Source organism: Variovorax sp. GW821-FHT09B05 (assembly GCF_059418265.1).
The window spans coordinates 24216-40687 of the sequence record NZ_JBWKPN010000024.1 but is presented as its reverse complement, the minus strand read 5'-3'; the positions used below and the strand labels follow the sequence as shown (position 1 = coordinate 40687).

The window sequence follows — 16472 nt, the reverse complement described above, 5'->3', positions numbered from 1 at the left end:
TTTTTTTCCGACCCGACATTCGGGTGCGCGCGACTCGCACGTCTAGACAGGTAAGCACCTTGTCTTACCTGGAGGAGAAAGCATGACAGTCCGTGGCACTGCCACCCGCGCCACCCGCGCCATGGGGGGCGCCACTTCGGCGCGCCGCCCCGGCCCGCCGTTCGGTTCGTTGCCGCCATACGCACGCCAGGGGGCGCTGGCCCTCGTGCTGGCGGCCCTGTTCGCCGGCCCAGCCGCCGTCCATGCGCAGGCCCAGGCCACGCCCGTGGTCGCGTTCCGGGTCGAGGCCGGCACGCTGGGCCAGGCCCTGACGCAGATCGGCCAGCAGGCCCGCATGCAGGTGCTGTTCAGCCCGGCCCTGGTGGCCGGCCGCAGCGCGCCCGCGCTCAGCGGAGCCCTCAGCGTCGAACAGGCGCTGACGCGGGTGCTGGCCGGCAGTGGGCTGGTCGCGCGCCGCTCCGAAGGCGGCTTCGTCGTGCAGCGGCCGGCGCAGGACGCCGGCGCCCGCGAACTCGCACCCGTCACCGTGACCGCGCCGACCGATGCCGGCGCCACCACCGAGGGCACAGGCTCCTACACCGCCCGGATCACCGGCGCCGGCACGCGCATGGACCTGACGCTGCGCCAGACGCCGCAATCGGTCAGCGTGGTCACGCGCCAGCAGATCGAGGACCAGAACCTGGTCTCGCTCGACGACGTGCTGCGCCAGACGCCCGGCATCGTCGCCGACCGGCTCGACGAGCGCGTGAGCTTCACCTCGCGCGGCTTCGAACTGAGCCAGATGATCGACGGCATCCCGACGCTGGCCTTCACCAGCGTGGCCGGCGAGCCGAGCATGGTCGGCACCGCCATGTACGACCGCGTGGAGGTTGTGCGCGGCGCGGCCGGCCTGCTCAACGGCGTCGGCACGCCGGGCGGCTCGATCAACCTGGTGCGCAAGCGGCCCACCACCGAGCTGTCGGGCTACGTGCAGGGCGGCTTCGGTTCGTGGAACCGCTACGGGGCCGAGGCCGACATCGGCGGCAAGCTCAACGAGGCGGGCACGCTGCGCGGTCGCGTGGTGGCCTCGCGCACCGACGGCGACACCTTCACCGACTATAAGAAGCGTCGGCAGGACCTGTTCTACGGCGTGGTCGAGGCCGACCTCGCGCCGCGCACCACGGTGGCGCTGGGCTACGAGCACCAGAAGAACGCGATCACGGGGGCCAACTTCGGGCAGTCGCCGCTTTACTATGCCGACGGCTCGCGCACGCGGCTGCCCGTGTCCTTCAACTCCAGCGCGCCCTGGAGCTACTGGAACATGACCACCGACCGCGTGTTCCTGAACCTCGAGCACCGGCTGGACAACGGCTGGCGCGTGAAGGCCGAGGCGGCCAGCGTGAAGAACCAGCGCGAGCGCGCGGGCGGCGACCTCTGGCTCTATCCCTCGGCCTTCGATCCGCTGACCCAGGAAGGCGTGCTCGACCGCGGCTACAACCCGGCCGAGGGCCGCAACAAGTCGTTCGACCTCTATGCCACCGGGCCCTTCGAGCTGTTCGGCCGCACGCACCAGGCCAGCGTTGGCCTCAACGTGAACCGCTACAGCTACTCGGTGTTCGGCAGCAGTTCGACCCTCGACGGCTCCGACCAGGTGCCGGTCGCACTCTACGGCATCGCGGCCGCGCCGCAGGCAGCGTTCGTTTATCCGAATTTCCGCTTCGGCGAGCAGACGCAGCAGCGTGCACTCTACGGTTCGGTGCGGCTGCGGCCGACCGACGCGCTGGCCGTGGTCGTGGGTGGCCGGGTCACCTGGTACCGCAACCGGGGCTACTCGACCAACTGGGCCGATGGCATCCCGAGCACCACCGACGCGCCGCCGCAGCGCGAGAACGGCGTGTTCACGCCTTACGTGGGCGTGGTCTACGACCTGAGCCGGGAGTTCTCGGCCTATGCGAGCTACACCGACATCTTCCAGCCCAACACGTCCAAGGACACGAACAACAACGTGCTCGATCCGAAGCGCGGCCACAACATCGAGCTGGGCCTGAAGGGCGAGCACCTCGACGGCCGGCTCAACACCAGCTTCGCGGTGTTCCGCACCGAGGAAGACAACCTGGCGGTGGAGATCCCCGGCGCACCGCCGCTGGCGGACGGCACGATTCCGACGCGCGCCGTGAAAGGCGCGCGCACCCGGGGCTTCGAGGCCACGGTGTCGGGCGAGCTCGCGAAGGGCTGGCAGCTCATGGGCGGCTACACCTACAACGCCAAGCGCGATGCCGAGGGCGCGCTGCTCAACACCTCCCTGCCGCGCCGCATGCTGCGCATCTCGACCAGTTACCGCCTGCCCGGCGACTGGAGCCGGCTCACCTTGGGCGGCAGCCTGAGCTACCAAAACGGCATCTACTTCGACGAGAACTACGGCCTCGGCCGCGCCACCCAGGGCAGCGTGACGCTGATCGGCCTGATGGCGCGCTACGAGTTCAGCCGGCAGCTGAGTGCGAGCCTCAACATCGAGAACCTCGGCGGCAAGCGCTACTACGCGGGACTCGGCGGCTACAACGGCTACACCGAGGGCACGCCGCGCAATGCGTGGCTGAAGCTGCAGTACAAGTTCTAGCCGGCGTTCTCGCGCAGCCCCGTGTGCACCGTCGGATGCGCGAGCCGCACGCGCAGCTCGCGCTTGAGCCGCGTGTTGTCGAGCCGGCGCGATTCGCCCATGAAGCTCAGCAGTTGCAACGGCAGCTGGCGCTCGGCCTCCTCGCGCGCCACCCGCGGCGGGCGCGGCATGCCGTAGAGGTCGGCCGCGAGGTCGATGTAGTCGCCCATGCGCAGCTCGGTGTCGTCCGAGGCATGCACGATGCGCTGCGGTCGGCCGCGGAACAGCGCCGCGATGCAGGCCCGCGCGAGGTCGTCGGCGTGGATGTGGCTGGTGTAGACATCGTCCTCGCGCCGCAGCACCGGCGTACCGCGCTGCAGCCGCTGGCGCGGCGTGCCGCCCTCGCGGTCGGGTGCGTAGATGCCCGGGATGCGCAGGATGCTGGCGCGCACGCCCGTGCTGCGGCCGAACCAGCGCACGGCGCGCTCGGCATCGACGCGCCGGTGGCTGCGCGGCGTGTCGGGGCGCACGGTGCGGGTCTCGTTCACGCGCGCGCCGCCGCAATCGCCATAGACGCCGCTGGTCGAGCCGTAGACCAGCGCATCGGGCAGGCCGCGCAGCCGCAGCGCACGCACCAGCGCGGCGGTGCGCTGGTCGCGCCACCAGGCCGAGCCGCTGTCGCGCGGCGGCGGCGCCAGGTGCAGCACGCGCGTGCCCAGGGCCGAGAGGCGGCGCAGGGTCTTGGGATCGTCGAGATTGCCGATCAGCGGCCGGATGCCCGCGGCGCGCAAAGCGCCCACGCGCTCGGCCGAGGAGGTGAGCGCCACCAGCGACACGCGCCCGCGCAGATCGCGCGCCACGCGCTGGCCGACGTCGCCGCAGCCGACGATCAGGAGACGCGTCCGGCGGAAGCGCGCCGGCAGCGCGCCGGAGGGGCTATGGATTGAAGGCAAAATTCGGGTTCCCTTTTCTTTTTCAGCCCCATGTAACGGGCTGATCCAAGCCGAAGAATACCGATGACTGTTGCAGCGCCGCATGAGGCGGGCTTTTCCATCACCGTCGAACCCAGCGGCCGCCATTTCGCGGCGCAAGGCGACGAAACCATCCTCGCTGCCGGCATCCGCCAGGGCATCGGCCTGCCCTATGGCTGCAAGGACGGCGCCTGCGGCTCGTGCAAGTGCCGCAAGCTCTCAGGCGAGGTCGAGCTCGGCCCGCACCAGAGCAAGGCCCTGAGCGCGGAGGAACAGCTCGCGGGCTTCGTGCTGACCTGCTGCGCCCGCGCGCGCAGCGATGTGGTGCTCGAATCGCGCCAGGTGACCGAGGCCGGCGCCCACCCGATCCGCAAGATGCCGGTGCGGGTGCTCGCGCTCGCGCGCAAGTCGCACGACGTGATGCAGGTGCGCCTGCAACTGCCGGCCGGGGAGCCGCTGCAGTTCTACGCGGGGCAGTACGTGGAATTCATCCTGCGCGACGGCGCGCGCCGCAGCTACTCGATGGCCAATGCGCCGCACACGCTGGGCGAGCCCGGCACGGGCATCGAACTGCACCTGCGCCACCTGCCGGGCGGCAAGTTCACCGACCACGTGTTCCTCACCATGAAGGAAAAGGAGATCCTGCGCATCGAGGGCCCCTACGGCAGCTTCTTCCTGCGCGAGGATTCCGACAAGCCGATGATCCTGCTGGCCTCGGGCACGGGCTTCGCGCCGATCAAGGCGCTGCTCGAGCACATGAAGTTCAAGGCCATCGACCGCCCCGCCACGCTCTACTGGGGCGGCCGCCGGCCCGAGGACCTCTACATGGACGACTGGGTGCGCGAGCAGCTCGCGCAGATGCCGAACCTGCGCTACGTGCCCGTGATCTCCAACGCCACGCCGGAGGACAACTGGACCGGTCGCACCGGCTTCGTCCATGCCGCGGTGCTGGAGGACTTCGCCGACCTCTCGGGCCACCAGGTCTATGCCTGTGGCGCGCCGATCGTGGTCGATTCGGCCAAGCGCGACTACGTGGCGCTCGCGAGCCTGCCCGAGGAAGAGTTCTTCGCCGACGCATTCACCACCGAGGCCGACAAGGCACTGCCCTGAAGCCGGTGGCCCGGCGCGCCGGCTAGGGATAGCCACGCTGCAAGCACCGCGCGGCGCGCCGACAATCCGGGGCATGACAACCCGCAAGACCTTCCTCGCCACCCTCGCCCTCTCCACGCTCGCCCTGGCCACCGGCGCCCCTGCCCTGGCCCAGCAGCAGCGCCCGATCCGCCTCGTCGTGCCCTACGCGGCCGGTGGCCCCATCGACGTGACGGCGCGCGCGCTGGCCGAACGCGTGCGCGACACGCTCGGCGGCCCGGTGATCATCGACAACAAACCCGGCGCGGGCGGCAACATCGGTGCCGACATCGTCGCCAAGGCCGCGCCCGACGGCCTGACCATCGGCATCGCGGCCACCGCCACCAACGCGGTGAACCCCTGGCTCTACAGCAAGATGCCCTTCAACGCGGCGACCGACTTCGCGCCGATCACGCAGATGGTCCGCGTGCCCAACGTGCTGGTGATGAACGCCGAGACCGCGCAGCGCCTGAAGATCGCCACGCTCAAGGACCTGATCGCCTACGCCAAGGCCAACCCCGGCAAGCTCAACTACGGCAGCGGCGGCAACGGCAGCGCCGGCCACCTGGCCGGCGAGATGTTCAAGAAGGCGGCCGGCATCTTCGCGGTGCACATCCCCTACAACGGCGGCAACCCGGCGCAGCTGGCGCTGGTGTCGGGCCAGGTCGACTTCAACTTCGACAACCTCGCCACCGCCGCGCCCAACATCCGCTCGGGCAAGCTCAAGGCGATCGCCGTGACCACCCTGCAGCGCAGCAGCGCCCTGCCCGAGGTGCCGCCGGTGTCGGACACGCTCAAGGACTTCTCGATCGACACCTGGTGGGGCCTGGTCGCGCCGGCCCATACGCCGCCCGAGGTGGTCGCCAAGCTCAACCACGCCTTCGTCGACGCGCTGAACGCGCCGGAGACCAAGTCGCGCTTCGCGCTGCTGCTGGCCGAGCCGGTGGCCAGCACGCCCGCGCAGTTCGGCGCCTTCATGAAGAGCGAGCTCGGCAAGTACGAGCAGGTGGTGAAGGCCACGGGCGCGAAGGTCGACTGAGCTCGCACCAACAAGACAAAGGGCGGCCAGTGCCTCGCACCGCCGCCCTTTTTTGCGTGGCCTCGAAAGGCCGCCGTGCCGCCTACTCGCCCAGGTACGCCGCGCGCACCTTCGGATCGCTGAGCAACCCCTTGGCATCGCCCGACATGGTGATCAGGCCCGACTCCATCACGTAGCCGCGGTCGGCCAGCTGCAGCGCGCGGTTGGCGTTCTGCTCGACCAGCAGGATGGTCACGCCCTGCGCGGCCACGGCCTGCACCACCTCGAAGATCTTGTCGCACATGATCGGCGACAGGCCCATGGTGGGTTCGTCGAGCAGCAGCACCTTGGGGCGTGCCATCAGCGCGCGGCCCATCGCCAGCATCTGCTGCTCGCCGCCCGACATCGTGCCGGCCAGCTGGTCCTTGCGCTCGCGCAGCCGCGGGAAGGTCACGAACACGCGCTCCATGTCGCTCGCGATGCCGGCCTTGTCCTTGCGGATGTAGGCGCCGATCTGCAGGTTCTCGGTGATCGTCATGCGCGTGAACACGCCGCGGCCCTCGGGCACCATCACCAGGCCTTCGCCCACCAGGTCCCAGGCGCCGCGGCCCTTGATGCTGCGACCCAGGAACTCGATGTCGCCCGCACCCGCGGGCAGCGTGCCGGTGATCGCCTTCATGGTGGTGGTCTTGCCGGCGCCGTTGGAGCCGATCAGCGAGACCAGCTCGCCTTCGCGCACCTCGAAGTCCACGCCCTTGACGGCCTGGATGCCGCCGTAGCCCACCTTCAGGCCGCTGACCTTGAGCAACACGTTGCCGACGGCCTTGCGTTGCGAAGCGCCCGCCGCGACTTCCTCTTGGGTTTGCACTGCTGCGCTCATCTCAATGTCCTCCGGTGCCGAGGTAAGCCTCGATCACCTTTTCGTTCTTCTGTACGTCCGCCGGCGTGCCTTCGGCGATCTGCTTGCCGTAGTCGAGCACCGTGACGCGATCGCACAGGCCCATGATCAGCTTCACATCGTGCTCGATGATCAGGATCGTGCGGTCGTCGCGGCGGATGCGGTCGATCAGCTCGCGCAGCTGGACCTTCTCGGTCATGTTCATGCCGGCCGCGGGCTCGTCGAGCGCGATGAGCTGCGGGTCGGTGGCCAGGGCGCGCGCGATCTCGAGGCGGCGCTGGTCGCCGTAGCTCAGCGTGCGCGCCTTGTAGTCGGCGAACTTGCCGATGCCCACGTAGTCGAGCAGTTCCTGCGCGCGCTGGGCGATGGCCTTCTCCTCGGCCTTGAAGGAACCGGTGCGCAGCATCGCGCCGACCACGCCGGAACGGGTGCGGATGTGGCGACCGACCATCACGTTCTCGAGCGCCGTCATCTCGGCGAACAGGCGGATGTTCTGGAAGGTGCGCGCGATGCCGGCCTTGGCCACCTCGTGCACGGCCGTGGGCTGGTAGGGCTTGCCGGCGAGCTCGAAGCTGCCGCTGTCGGGCGTGTAGAGCCCGGTGATGACGTTGAAGAAAGTGGTCTTGCCGGCGCCGTTGGGGCCGATCAGGCCATAGACCTGGCCGCGCTGAATGGTGATGCCGACGTCGGACAGGGCCTGCAGGCCGCCGAAGCGCTTGGAGATGCCGCGAACGTCGAGGATGGTGTCTGCCTTGCTCATGGGATGCGTCTCCTCGCTCACGGATTGATCGACATGGGACGCGAGGCCGCACCGGGCAGCTCGTCGGCCGGGGTGTCGACGCCCGGTGCGTGGGTCTGCAGCGAGCCCGGCGCCACGGTGGCGTGGGCCGGATCGACCGGCACGCCGCCCTTGCGCTGAAGCGTCTTGCCATGCTCGGGCGAGGGCCACAGGCCGCGCGGACGCACCAGCATGATGACGATCATGGCCAGCGCGATGAACAGCTGGCGCAGGATGGAGGCGTCGAGGCGACCATCGGTCAGCGCCTGCAGCGGGCCGGCGACGTAGCGCAGCACCTCGGGCAGGGCCGCCAGCAGCACGGCACCCAGGATCACGCCGGGCAGGTGGCCGATGCCGCCGAGCACGACCATGGCGACGATCATCACCGACTCCATGAGGCTGAACGACTCGGGCGAGACGAAGCCCTGGAAGGCCGCGAACATGGAACCCGACACGCCGCCGAAGCTCGCGCCCATGCCGAAGGCCAGCAGCTTCATGTTGCGGGTGTTGATGCCCATGGCCTTGGCGGCGATCTCGTCCTCGCGGATCGCCATCCAGGCGCGGCCGATGCGCGAGACCTGCAGGCGGTGCGAGATCACGATGGTGACCACCACCAGCGCGAGGAACAGGTAGTAGTACAGCGTGACCGAGGAGATGGTGAAGCCGTCGAACTTCCAGGCCTTGCCCAGGTCGAGGCCCCAGAACTTGATCGAGTCGATCGAGGTGATGCCCTTGGGACCGTTCGTGATGTTGATCGGCTGGTCGAGGTTGTTCAGGAACACGCGGATGATTTCGCCGAAGCCCAGCGTGACGATCGCGAGGTAGTCGCCGCGCAGCTTCAGCGTGGGCGCGCCCAGCAGCACGCCGAGCAGCGCCGCGAACACGAAGGCCAGCGGTATCACGATCAGCAGCGAGGTGTGCAGGCCGTTCGGGAAGGTGGCCTTGAACCACTCGAAGGTCTCGGACAGGTGGCCCGAGCCCATGAGGGCGTAGAGGTAGGCACCGACCGCAAAGAAGGCGACGTAGCCCAGGTCGAGCAGGCCGGCGTAGCCGACCACGATGTTCAGGCCCAGTGCGAGCAGCACGTAGAGCAGTGCGATGTCGGCGATGCGCACCCAGGCATTGCCCTGGCTTTGCAGCAGCAGCGGCAGCGCGAGCACGGCGATGACGCCGACCAGGTAGAGCGCGAGGTTCTTGCTGTTCTTCATGATGGCAAGCTCCTTCAGGCGCGATCGGCCACGCGTTCGCCGAGCAGGCCGGCAGGGCGCAGCGTGAGCATCACGATCAGCACGATGAACGCGAAGATGTCGCTGTAGTTGCTGCCGAGCACGCCACCGGTGAGGGTGCCGATGTAGCCCGAGCCGATGGCCTCGATGAGCCCCAGCAGGATGCCGCCGACGACCGCGCCCGCGAGGTTGCCGATGCCGCCGAACACGGCCGCGGTGAAGGCCTTGAGGCCGGGCAGGAAGCCCATCGCGTGTTGCGCGATGCCGTAGTTGGAGGCGTACATCACGCCCGCGATGGCCGCGAGCACGGCACCGATGATGAAGGTGGCCGAGATGACCATGTCGGGGCGGATGCCCATCAGCGCGGCCACGCGCGGGTTCTCGGCGGTGGCGCGCATCGCGCGGCCGAGCTTCGTGTAATTGACCAGCCACATGAGGATGGCCAGCGAGACCGCGGTGACGCCGAGGATCATCACCTGCGTCGGCGAGATGACGGCGCCGGCGATGTGGATGGGGTCCGAAGGCAGCAGGGTCGGGTAGGCCTTGTTGGTGGGCTTCCAGATGATCATCGCCAGCGTCTGCAGCAGGATCGACATGCCGATGGCGGTGATCAGTGGTGCGAGCTTGGGCGAGTTGCGCAGCGGCCGGTAGGCGACCTTCTCGATCACGAAGTTCAGCGTGGCGGCGACGACGCACGCGATGACCAGCGCGATGATCAATATCAGCCAGCCCGGCGTGCCGGGCATCGACGACTGCATGAGCCCGATGATGGACCAGCTCGTGAGCGCCCCCACCATGAGCACTTCACCGTGCGCGAAATTGATCAGATTGATGATGCCGTACACCATGGTGTAGCCCAAGGCTATCAAGGCATACATGCTGCCGAGAACCAGACCGTTGATGATCTGCTGCAGCAAAATGTCCATAAAGAAGATTCCTCTGTGTTGCACCGTTGCGGGGTGCCATTCACCCACCGTGGCACCGGTTTGGCGCCTTGGCTTGACAAGCAAAAAACCAGCCAGCATGTGGTGGCCGCCGATTTAGTGGGCGGGATTGTAGTCACGGGCCAGCGCCTATTTGGTGCGCATCGACGGGGGTTTACCCGCTGACGTCATGCACTTTGCGCTTGTATCCATGCACGTCTTGCGTGCATGCCGCAAGGGCGTATCAGTCGCCCTGTTCAGCGTTTCGGCGCCGCAGTTCGCGCAGCTTCTCGCCGATGCGGATCTCGAGTCCGCGATCGACCGGTTCGTAGAAGACCTGGCCCTGCAGGCCGTCGGGCAGGTACTGCTCGCCGGCCGCGAAACCGCCCTCCTCGTCGTGCGCGTAGCGGTAGCCCTTGCCGTAGTCGAGCTCCTTCATGAGCTTGGTCGGGGCATTGCGCAGATGCATGGGCACGGGCCGCGTGCTGTCCTTCTTGACCAGCGCGCGCACCGCGTTGTAGGCCGTGTAGACCGCGTTCGACTTGGGCGCCATCGCGAGGTAGACCACGCACTGGGCCAGCGCGAGTTCGCCCTCGGGCGTGCCCAGGCGCTCGTAGACCTCGGCCGCGTCGAGCGCGAGCCGCAGCGCGCGCGGGTCGGCCAGGCCGATGTCCTCGCTCGCCATGCGCACCAGCCGGCGCGCCATGTAGCGCGGGTCGGCGCCGCCGTCGAGCATGCGCACGAACCAGTAGAGCGCGGCATCGGGGTCGCTGCCGCGCACGGATTTGTGCAGCGCGCTGATGGTGTCGTAGAACTGCTCGCCGCCCTTGTCGTAGCGCCGCATGCGCTCGCCGAGCACGCGCATCAGCCATTCGTCGCCGATGGCCTCGAGCTTCTCGGCGCGTGCCGCGACGGCCAGCGTCTCGAGCGTGTTGAGCAGCCGCCGCGCATCGCCGTCGGCATAGGCGATCAGGCGATCGAGCGCTGCGTCCTCGATGGCGGGCAATGCATTGATGGCCTGCGCCTTGGCGACGATCTGCTTGAGGTCGGCCTCGCCGAGCGACTGCAGCACGTAGACCGCGGCCCGCGAGAGCAGCGCCGAGTTGACCTCGAACGACGGGTTCTCGGTGGTGGCGCCGATGAAGGTGAAGAGGCCCGACTCGACGTGCGGCAGGAAGGCGTCCTGCTGGCTCTTGTTGAAGCGATGCACTTCGTCGACGAAGACGATGGTGCGCCGCTGCTCGAGCCCGTCGCGCGCCGCGGTCGCGCGCTCGACCGCCTCGCGGATGTCCTTCACGCCACCGAGCACCGCGCTGATGCTCAGGAACTGCGCATCGAAGGCATCGGCCATTAGGCGCGCGATGGTGGTCTTGCCGGTGCCGGGCGGGCCCCAGAGGATGCACGAATGCGGCTGGCCCGACTCGAAGGCGATGCGCAGCGCCATGCCGGGCCCGAGCAGGTGCTGCTGGCCGATGACTTCACCGAGCGTGCGCGGACGCAGGCGCTCGGCCAGGGGTTGATGCGAGCTGACGGCCAAGAGCGGGATGAGCGAGTGAGGGGTGGATTACTGCTTGACGACGTCCGCGCCGGTGGGCACCTTGAAGTCGAAGGTGGCGGCGGGCAGCGCGGGGTTGACCTCGACCTTGCTGAACTTGAGCACCGAGCGCTGGCCGAAGCTGTCGAGGATCTCGAGCGCCGCGAGCGCGTCGCCCTGGAAGCCGACCTGCACGTTCTGCAACTGGCCGTCCTTGTTCTTCGGCGTGGCCTTGACCCATTGCAGGCCGTCGCGCTCCGGTCCTGCCTCGAGCGCGAAATCGGCCTGCAGCGCGCGCAGGTCGGGCGCGGCGGCGATCAGGGCCGCGGGCGTCGAGCCCAGGGCCTGCGCCTGCGCGCGTTGCGTGACCTGGTTGAGGTCGGCGTCGTAGAGCCACAGCGTCTTGCCGTCGGCCACGATGCTCTGCGCGAAGGGCTTCTTGTAGTCGAACTTGAAGCGGCCGGGCCGCTGGAATTCGAAGGTGCCGCTCGAGGTCTTCACGCGGCCGGCCTGGCCGTCGCGCGGCGGCGCGGTCACGGTCTGGGTGAAATCGGCGCGGCCGGACTTGGCGGACTTGACGAAAGCCTCGAGGCTTTCCATGCCGCCGGCCCATGCATGGGCACCACAGGCGAGGAGAAGGCCGGCGAGCAGCCAGGGACGAGTCTTCATTTTTTCAAACCTTCGAAGCTGAACACCGCATCGACCTTACCCCGGCGGCCATGGCCGCCCTTGTAGGGCTTGATGAAGATTTGCAATGGGCAGCGAGCTTGTGCAAGCCGTATCTCAACACGTAACGGAATGGACGCGGGATCGCGTGGGAGCGCCTATTCAGCGCGCGCGGGCACGAGGATCTCGCGCTGGCCGCTGCCGCTCATGGCGCTCACGAGGCCGGCCTTCTCCATGTCCTCGACCAGCCGCGCCGCGCGGTTGTAGCCGATCTTCAGGTGGCGCTGCACCAGCGAGATGCTGGCCTTGCGGTTCTTGAGCACCACCTCGACCGCCTGGTCGTACATCGGGTCCTTCTCGGCATCGCCACCGCCTAGCAGGTCGCCATCACCGTCGCCATCGACCGTGCCGCCTTCGAGCACGCCCTCGATGTAGTCGGGCTCGCCCTGGCTCTTGAGATAGGCCACCACGCGATGCACTTCCTCGTCGCTCACGAAGGCGCCGTGCACGCGGATCGGCAGGCCGGTGCCGCTGGGCATGTAGAGCATGTCGCCCATGCCGAGCAGCGCCTCGGCGCCCATCTGGTCGAGGATGGTGCGGCTGTCGATCTTGCTCGAGACCTGGAACGCGATGCGGGTCGGGATGTTGGCCTTGATGAGGCCGGTGATCACGTCGACGCTGGGCCGCTGCGTGGCCAGGATCAGGTGGATGCCGGCCGCGCGCGCCTTCTGCGCGAGGCGGGCGATCAGCTCCTCGATCTTCTTGCCGACCACCATCATCAGGTCGGCCAGCTCGTCGATCACGACCACGATGTGCGGCTCGCGGCGCAGCGGCTCGGGGTCGTCGGGCGTCAGGCTGAAGGGGTTGTAGATGAACTCCTCGCGCGCCTTGGCCTCGTCGATCTTGGTGTTGTAGCCCGCGAGGTTGCGCACGCCGAGCTTGCTCATGAGCTTGTAGCGGCGCTCCATCTCGGCCACGCACCAGTTGAGGCCGTGCGCGGCCTGGCGCATGTCGGTGACCACCGGCGCGAGCAGGTGCGGAATGCCTTCGTAGACCGACATTTCCAGCATCTTCGGGTCGATCATGAGCAGGCGCACGTCGCGCGCCTCGGCCTTGTAGAGCAGGCTCAGGATCATCGCGTTGATGCCCACCGACTTGCCCGAACCGGTGGTACCGGCCACCAGCACGTGCGGCATCTTCGCGAGGTCGGCCACCACGGGATTGCCGATGATGTCCTTGCCCAGGCCCATCGTGAGCATCGACTTGCCCTCGTTGTAGACCTGCGAGCCAAGGATCTCGCTGAGCTTGATCGACTGGCGCTTGGCGTTCGGCAGTTCGAGTGCCATGTAGTTCTTGCCCGGGATGGTCTCGACCACGCGGATCGACACCAGCGAGAGCGAGCGCGCGAGGTCCTTCGCGAGGTTGACGATCTGCGAGCCCTTGACGCCGGTCGCGGGCTCGATCTCGTAGCGCGTGATGACCGGGCCGGGCGAGGCGAGCACGACGCGCACCTCGACGCCGAAGTCCTTGAGCTTCTTCTCGATCATGCGCGAGGTCATCTCGAGCGTGTCGGCCGAGACGGTTTCCTGGCGGCTCTGGGCGGCATCGAGCAGGTCGACCTGCGGCAGCTTGTTGTCGGGCAACTCCTTGAACAGCGGCTTCTGGCGCTCCTTGGCGACGCGGTCGCTCTTGGGCACCTCGGTCATCGCGGGCTCGATCTGCACCGGCGGCGACGCGGGGCGGCGCTTGGCGCGCGGCTCGATGCGCAGGTCGTCCATGTCGGGCGCGGTGGTGGGTTGGTCGCCGTCGATCGAAGGTTCGATGGCGCCGCGCGGCACGTAGGCGGGTTCGTCGTCGACCTCGGCGCGGCGCTCGCGCACGGCCTTCTTGCCCAGCGCGATGTCGGCGGCGACCTCGCGCTTCTCGCGCCGCGATTCGAACAGCGAATACACGCGCGCGCCGATGCGCTCGGCGATCTGGCTCCAGGAGAAACGGAACACCAGCGCGGAACCGATCACGCCACCGGCGATGGCCACCAGCGCGGAACCGGTGAAGCCCATCCAGCGCACGCTCGCGGGACCGACCAGCAGGCCGATGGCGCCGCCGCCCGAGCCGGGCAGGTGCGATTCGAGCCGGTACAGGCGCGACCACTCGAGCATGGTGCTCGCGCACAGCAGCAGCACGAGCCCGAACCAGAAGGCCAGGCGGCTGCGGTTGAAGCGGCCGCGCGGCGCCGGATCGCCCTGCGGACCGGTCTCGCCGCCGCGCATCCAGCTCGCGAGCGAGGACAGCCAGGCGCGCAGCCCGGCCGCCAGGCACCACCAGACCGAATAGCCGGCCAGGAAGTAGCTGCCATCGGCCACCCAGGCGCCGATGCGGCCGCCCCAGTTCTTGATCTCGCCGCCAGTGCCCGAGGTCGACCAGGCCGCATCGGAGGGCGTGAAGCTCAGCATGGCGAGCAGCCAGAACAACAGCGCCGCGAAACCGGCGATCAGGGTGATCTCGTGGGCGAAGCGCATGGCCCGCACACGCACGGGCGCACCTTCGCCGGCCGTGGAAGAGTGAAGCGTATTGAGCGAATAGGTCATGAAATACTGGCGGCCAGACCGGCAGCATGCGGGTCTGGCGGCACGAACACTACAACGAAAAGGGCCGCGGCTATTCTGCCGCGTCCACGGGCCGCGGCAGTTTCGCTCACACCTTCTTTCACGCCCCGTGCCGGCTCAGGCCAGCGACAGCAGGCGCTCCTTGACGATCATCGAGCCGTCCTCGAGGGTCTGCACGAAACCGCGCTCCTCGAGGTCCTTCATCACGCGGCTCACCATCTCGCGCGAGGCGCCGACCATCTTCGCGAGGTCCTGGCGCGAGATCTTCTCGCGCACCTTGAGGTTGCCGGCGCCATCGTCGACCGCGAACTCGAGCAGCGAACGCGCGACGCGGCCGTAGACGTCCATCAGCGCGAGCGACTCGATCTTGCGGTCGGCATGGCGCAGGCGCTGCACCAGGCCGCGCATGATGTTGTAGGCCATCGAGGAGTTCTCGGGCAGGCAGCGCGCGAAGGCTTCGCGGCCCAGCATCAGCACGTCGCACTGGATCTCGGTGCGCACGGTGGCCGAGTGCGGCTCGTCGTCGATCAGGCTCATCTCGCCCAGATAGTCGCCGGGATGCAGCGTGGCCAGGATGACCTCGCGGCCGCGGCTGTCCGCGCTGGTCACGCGCGCCCGCCCCGTCAGGATGATGTAGAGCGCATCGGACTTCTTGCCCTGCTCGACCACGACCTCCGCGCGCTTGAAACGCTTCTTGATGATCGCATCCGCAATGCTTGCGGACTGCGAAGGAGTCAGCGACGCGAACAGCGGAACGCGCCGGAGCAATTCAAGGTTGGACAGCATCGACATTCATTCAATCCCTGGTACCGCGCGCTCCTGCGGTCGGGCCATCGGCGCGCCGATGGATTACTACAATCGCGCGCATTGAAAACACCGTGCACTCGGTGGTTGATCCGAGCGGCGATACTCCCCATGTATCGCTACCACCCTCAAAATGTACACGCTGAATCAGCGCAATTCCTAGGTTTTTACGCACCATGTCCGCTTCCCAACATGCCAAGGTTTTAATTCTGGGCTCAGGTCCCGCCGGTTATACGGCTGCCGTTTATGCGGCGCGTGCAAATCTTCAGCCTTTGCTGATTACCGGCATGGCACAAGGCGGGCAATTGATGACGACCACCGAGGTCGACAATTGGCCGGCCGATGTGCATGGCGTGCAGGGTCCCGACCTCATGCAGCGTTTTCTGGAGCACGCCGAGCGCTTCAAGACCCAGATCGTGTTCGACCACATCAACAAGGTCGACCTGAGCAAGCGCCCCTTCACGCTCACCGGCGACAGCGGCACCTACACCTGCGATGCGCTTGTGATCGCCACCGGCGCGTCGGCCAAGTACCTGGGCCTCGAATCCGAGCAGAAGTTCATGGGCCGCGGTGTTTCGGGTTGCGCCACCTGCGATGGATTCTTCTATCGTGAGCAGGAAGTCTGCGTGATCGGCGGCGGCAATACCGCGGTCGAAGAAGCGCTTTATCTTTCGAATATCGCGAAAAAAGTAACGCTGGTGCATCGCCGCGACAAATTCCGCGCGGAACCAATCCTGATCGACAAGCTTCACGAAAAAGAAGCCGAAGGCAAAATCGAACTGAAAGTACACAATACGCTCGATGAAGTCCTGGGCGACGATTCCGGCGTGACCGGTATCCGCATCAAGAACACGCAGACCGGTGCGACCGAGCAGATCGACCTCAAGGGCTGCTTCATCGCGATCGGCCATCACCCGAACACGGACATCTTCCAGGGCCAGGTCGACATGAAGGACGGCTACATCGTCACGCGCTCGGGCCTGCAGGGCTTTGCCACCATGACCAGCGTGCCGGGCGTGTTCGCCGCCGGCGACGTGCAGGACCACATCTATCGCCAGGCCATCACCAGCGCCGGCACGGGCTGCATGGCCGCGCTCGATGCGCAGCGCTTCCTGGAGCAGGACGGCACGCTCTGAGCCGCCAGGCTCCTCGACGAGGCGGGCCTGGCGCCCGCCTTTTTCATGCCCCCCCCCCGGCTTTGCTGCCGGGCCGCCAAAAGGGCTATAATCCGAGGCTTTGCCGAAATCGCGCCTCCTTTCCATGAAGGGTGGGCTCAGCGGCAATCCGGGGTACCGCCACCCGTTTCTGGCGAGGTCAAGCTGCAAAACACCCTCGGCCACTGCTG

General features: G+C 67.7%; 13 protein-coding genes. 4 read left to right on the top strand and 9 right to left on the bottom strand.

The window, feature by feature from the left end; genetic code table 11:
- Positions 1 to 82: 82 nt before the first annotated feature.
- Positions 83 to 2596: a TonB-dependent siderophore receptor gene (locus AC07RM_RS37920; RefSeq protein WP_495337751.1), complete on the top strand. Its 2514-nt coding sequence runs from the start codon at positions 83 to 85 to the stop codon at positions 2594 to 2596.
- Here the strand turns inward: AC07RM_RS37920 and AC07RM_RS37915 are convergent.
- On the bottom strand, positions 2593 to 3528 hold the full coding sequence (locus AC07RM_RS37915) for an SDR family oxidoreductase (protein ID WP_495337750.1): 936 nt from the start codon (positions 3526 to 3528) through the stop codon (positions 2593 to 2595). The two genes, AC07RM_RS37920 and AC07RM_RS37915, sit on opposite strands and share 4 nt — an antisense overlap.
- A 63-nt stretch (positions 3529 to 3591) precedes the next feature.
- On the opposite strand from AC07RM_RS37915, the gene AC07RM_RS37910 reads away from it, so the two are divergent.
- Together AC07RM_RS37910 and AC07RM_RS37905 are read left to right on the top strand one after the other, a co-directional pair.
- Positions 3592 to 4656, top strand: a complete 1065-nt coding sequence (locus AC07RM_RS37910; RefSeq protein ID WP_495337749.1) for a CDP-6-deoxy-delta-3,4-glucoseen reductase — start codon at positions 3592 to 3594, stop codon at positions 4654 to 4656.
- Between the two features lie 73 nt (positions 4657 to 4729).
- On the top strand, positions 4730 to 5713 hold the full coding sequence (locus AC07RM_RS37905) for a Bug family tripartite tricarboxylate transporter substrate binding protein (protein ID WP_398501299.1): 984 nt from the start codon (positions 4730 to 4732) through the stop codon (positions 5711 to 5713).
- An 82-nt stretch (positions 5714 to 5795) separates the two neighbouring features.
- Here AC07RM_RS37905 and AC07RM_RS37900 read toward each other — a convergent pair whose 3' ends face one another.
- The 8 genes from AC07RM_RS37900 to AC07RM_RS37865 all read right to left on the bottom strand — a co-directional run bounded on the left by AC07RM_RS37900 (position 5796) and on the right by AC07RM_RS37865 (position 15115).
- On the bottom strand, positions 5796 to 6572 hold the full coding sequence (locus AC07RM_RS37900; RefSeq protein ID WP_256223103.1) for an ABC transporter ATP-binding protein: 777 nt from the start codon (positions 6570 to 6572) through the stop codon (positions 5796 to 5798).
- Between the two features lies 1 nt (position 6573).
- On the bottom strand, positions 6574 to 7350 hold the full coding sequence (locus AC07RM_RS37895; RefSeq protein WP_093355770.1) for an ABC transporter ATP-binding protein: 777 nt from the start codon (positions 7348 to 7350) through the stop codon (positions 6574 to 6576).
- A 17-nt stretch (positions 7351 to 7367) separates the two neighbouring features.
- Positions 7368 to 8576 carry a branched-chain amino acid ABC transporter permease gene (locus AC07RM_RS37890; RefSeq protein ID WP_093355706.1) on the bottom strand — a complete coding sequence of 403 codons (1209 nt, stop codon included), beginning with the start codon at positions 8574 to 8576 and terminating at the stop codon, positions 7368 to 7370.
- Between the two features lie 14 nt (positions 8577 to 8590).
- Positions 8591 to 9520 carry a branched-chain amino acid ABC transporter permease gene (locus AC07RM_RS37885; RefSeq protein ID WP_093355708.1) on the bottom strand — a complete coding sequence of 310 codons (930 nt, stop codon included), beginning with the start codon at positions 9518 to 9520 and terminating at the stop codon, positions 8591 to 8593.
- A 241-nt stretch (positions 9521 to 9761) separates the two neighbouring features.
- Positions 9762 to 11054 (bottom strand): replication-associated recombination protein A, encoded by a 1293-nt coding sequence (locus AC07RM_RS37880; protein WP_093355710.1) that lies wholly within the window; start codon positions 11052 to 11054, stop codon positions 9762 to 9764.
- Positions 11055 to 11081: 27 nt separating this feature from the next.
- Positions 11082 to 11720, bottom strand: coding sequence for an outer membrane lipoprotein periplasmic chaperone LolA (lolA, locus tag AC07RM_RS37875; protein ID WP_093355712.1), 639 nt, complete (start codon positions 11718 to 11720; stop codon positions 11082 to 11084).
- Between the two features lie 155 nt (positions 11721 to 11875).
- Positions 11876 to 14305 carry a DNA translocase FtsK gene (locus AC07RM_RS37870; RefSeq protein WP_208508906.1) on the bottom strand — a complete coding sequence of 810 codons (2430 nt, stop codon included), beginning with the start codon at positions 14303 to 14305 and terminating at the stop codon, positions 11876 to 11878.
- A 135-nt stretch (positions 14306 to 14440) separates the two neighbouring features.
- Positions 14441 to 15115, bottom strand: a complete 675-nt coding sequence (locus AC07RM_RS37865; protein WP_057595021.1) for a Crp/Fnr family transcriptional regulator — start codon at positions 15113 to 15115, stop codon at positions 14441 to 14443.
- Positions 15116 to 15303: 188 nt separating this feature from the next.
- Here AC07RM_RS37865 and trxB point away from each other — a divergent pair, with 188 nt between their 5' ends.
- Entirely contained in the window at positions 15304 to 16263 is a 960-nt protein-coding gene (trxB, locus tag AC07RM_RS37860; protein ID WP_057595022.1) for a thioredoxin-disulfide reductase, read from the top strand.
- Positions 16264 to 16472: the final 209 nt, after the last annotated feature.

Bases quoted from the DNA above. Each gene is read 5' to 3' on its own strand.
- trxB (WP_057595022.1), top strand. From the start codon at position 15,304: ATGTCCGCTTCCCAACATGCCAAGGTTTTAATTCTGGGCTCAGGTCCC.
- AC07RM_RS37865 (WP_057595021.1), bottom strand. From the start codon at position 15,115: ATGTCGATGCTGTCCAACCTTGAATTGCTCCGGCGCGTTCCGCTGTTC.
- lolA (WP_093355712.1), bottom strand. From the start codon at position 11,720: ATGAAGACTCGTCCCTGGCTGCTCGCCGGCCTTCTCCTCGCCTGTGGT.
- AC07RM_RS37920 (WP_495337751.1), top strand. From the start codon at position 83: ATGACAGTCCGTGGCACTGCCACCCGCGCCACCCGCGCCATGGGGGGC.
- AC07RM_RS37905 (WP_398501299.1), top strand. From the start codon at position 4,730: ATGACAACCCGCAAGACCTTCCTCGCCACCCTCGCCCTCTCCACGCTC.
- AC07RM_RS37885 (WP_093355708.1), bottom strand. From the start codon at position 9,520: ATGGACATTTTGCTGCAGCAGATCATCAACGGTCTGGTTCTCGGCAGC.
- AC07RM_RS37890 (WP_093355706.1), bottom strand. From the start codon at position 8,576: ATGAAGAACAGCAAGAACCTCGCGCTCTACCTGGTCGGCGTCATCGCC.
- AC07RM_RS37870 (WP_208508906.1), bottom strand. From the start codon at position 14,305: ATGACCTATTCGCTCAATACGCTTCACTCTTCCACGGCCGGCGAAGGT.
- AC07RM_RS37910 (WP_495337749.1), top strand. From the start codon at position 3,592: ATGACTGTTGCAGCGCCGCATGAGGCGGGCTTTTCCATCACCGTCGAA.
- AC07RM_RS37900 (WP_256223103.1), bottom strand. From the start codon at position 6,572: ATGAGCGCAGCAGTGCAAACCCAAGAGGAAGTCGCGGCGGGCGCTTCG.
- AC07RM_RS37895 (WP_093355770.1), bottom strand. From the start codon at position 7,350: ATGAGCAAGGCAGACACCATCCTCGACGTTCGCGGCATCTCCAAGCGC.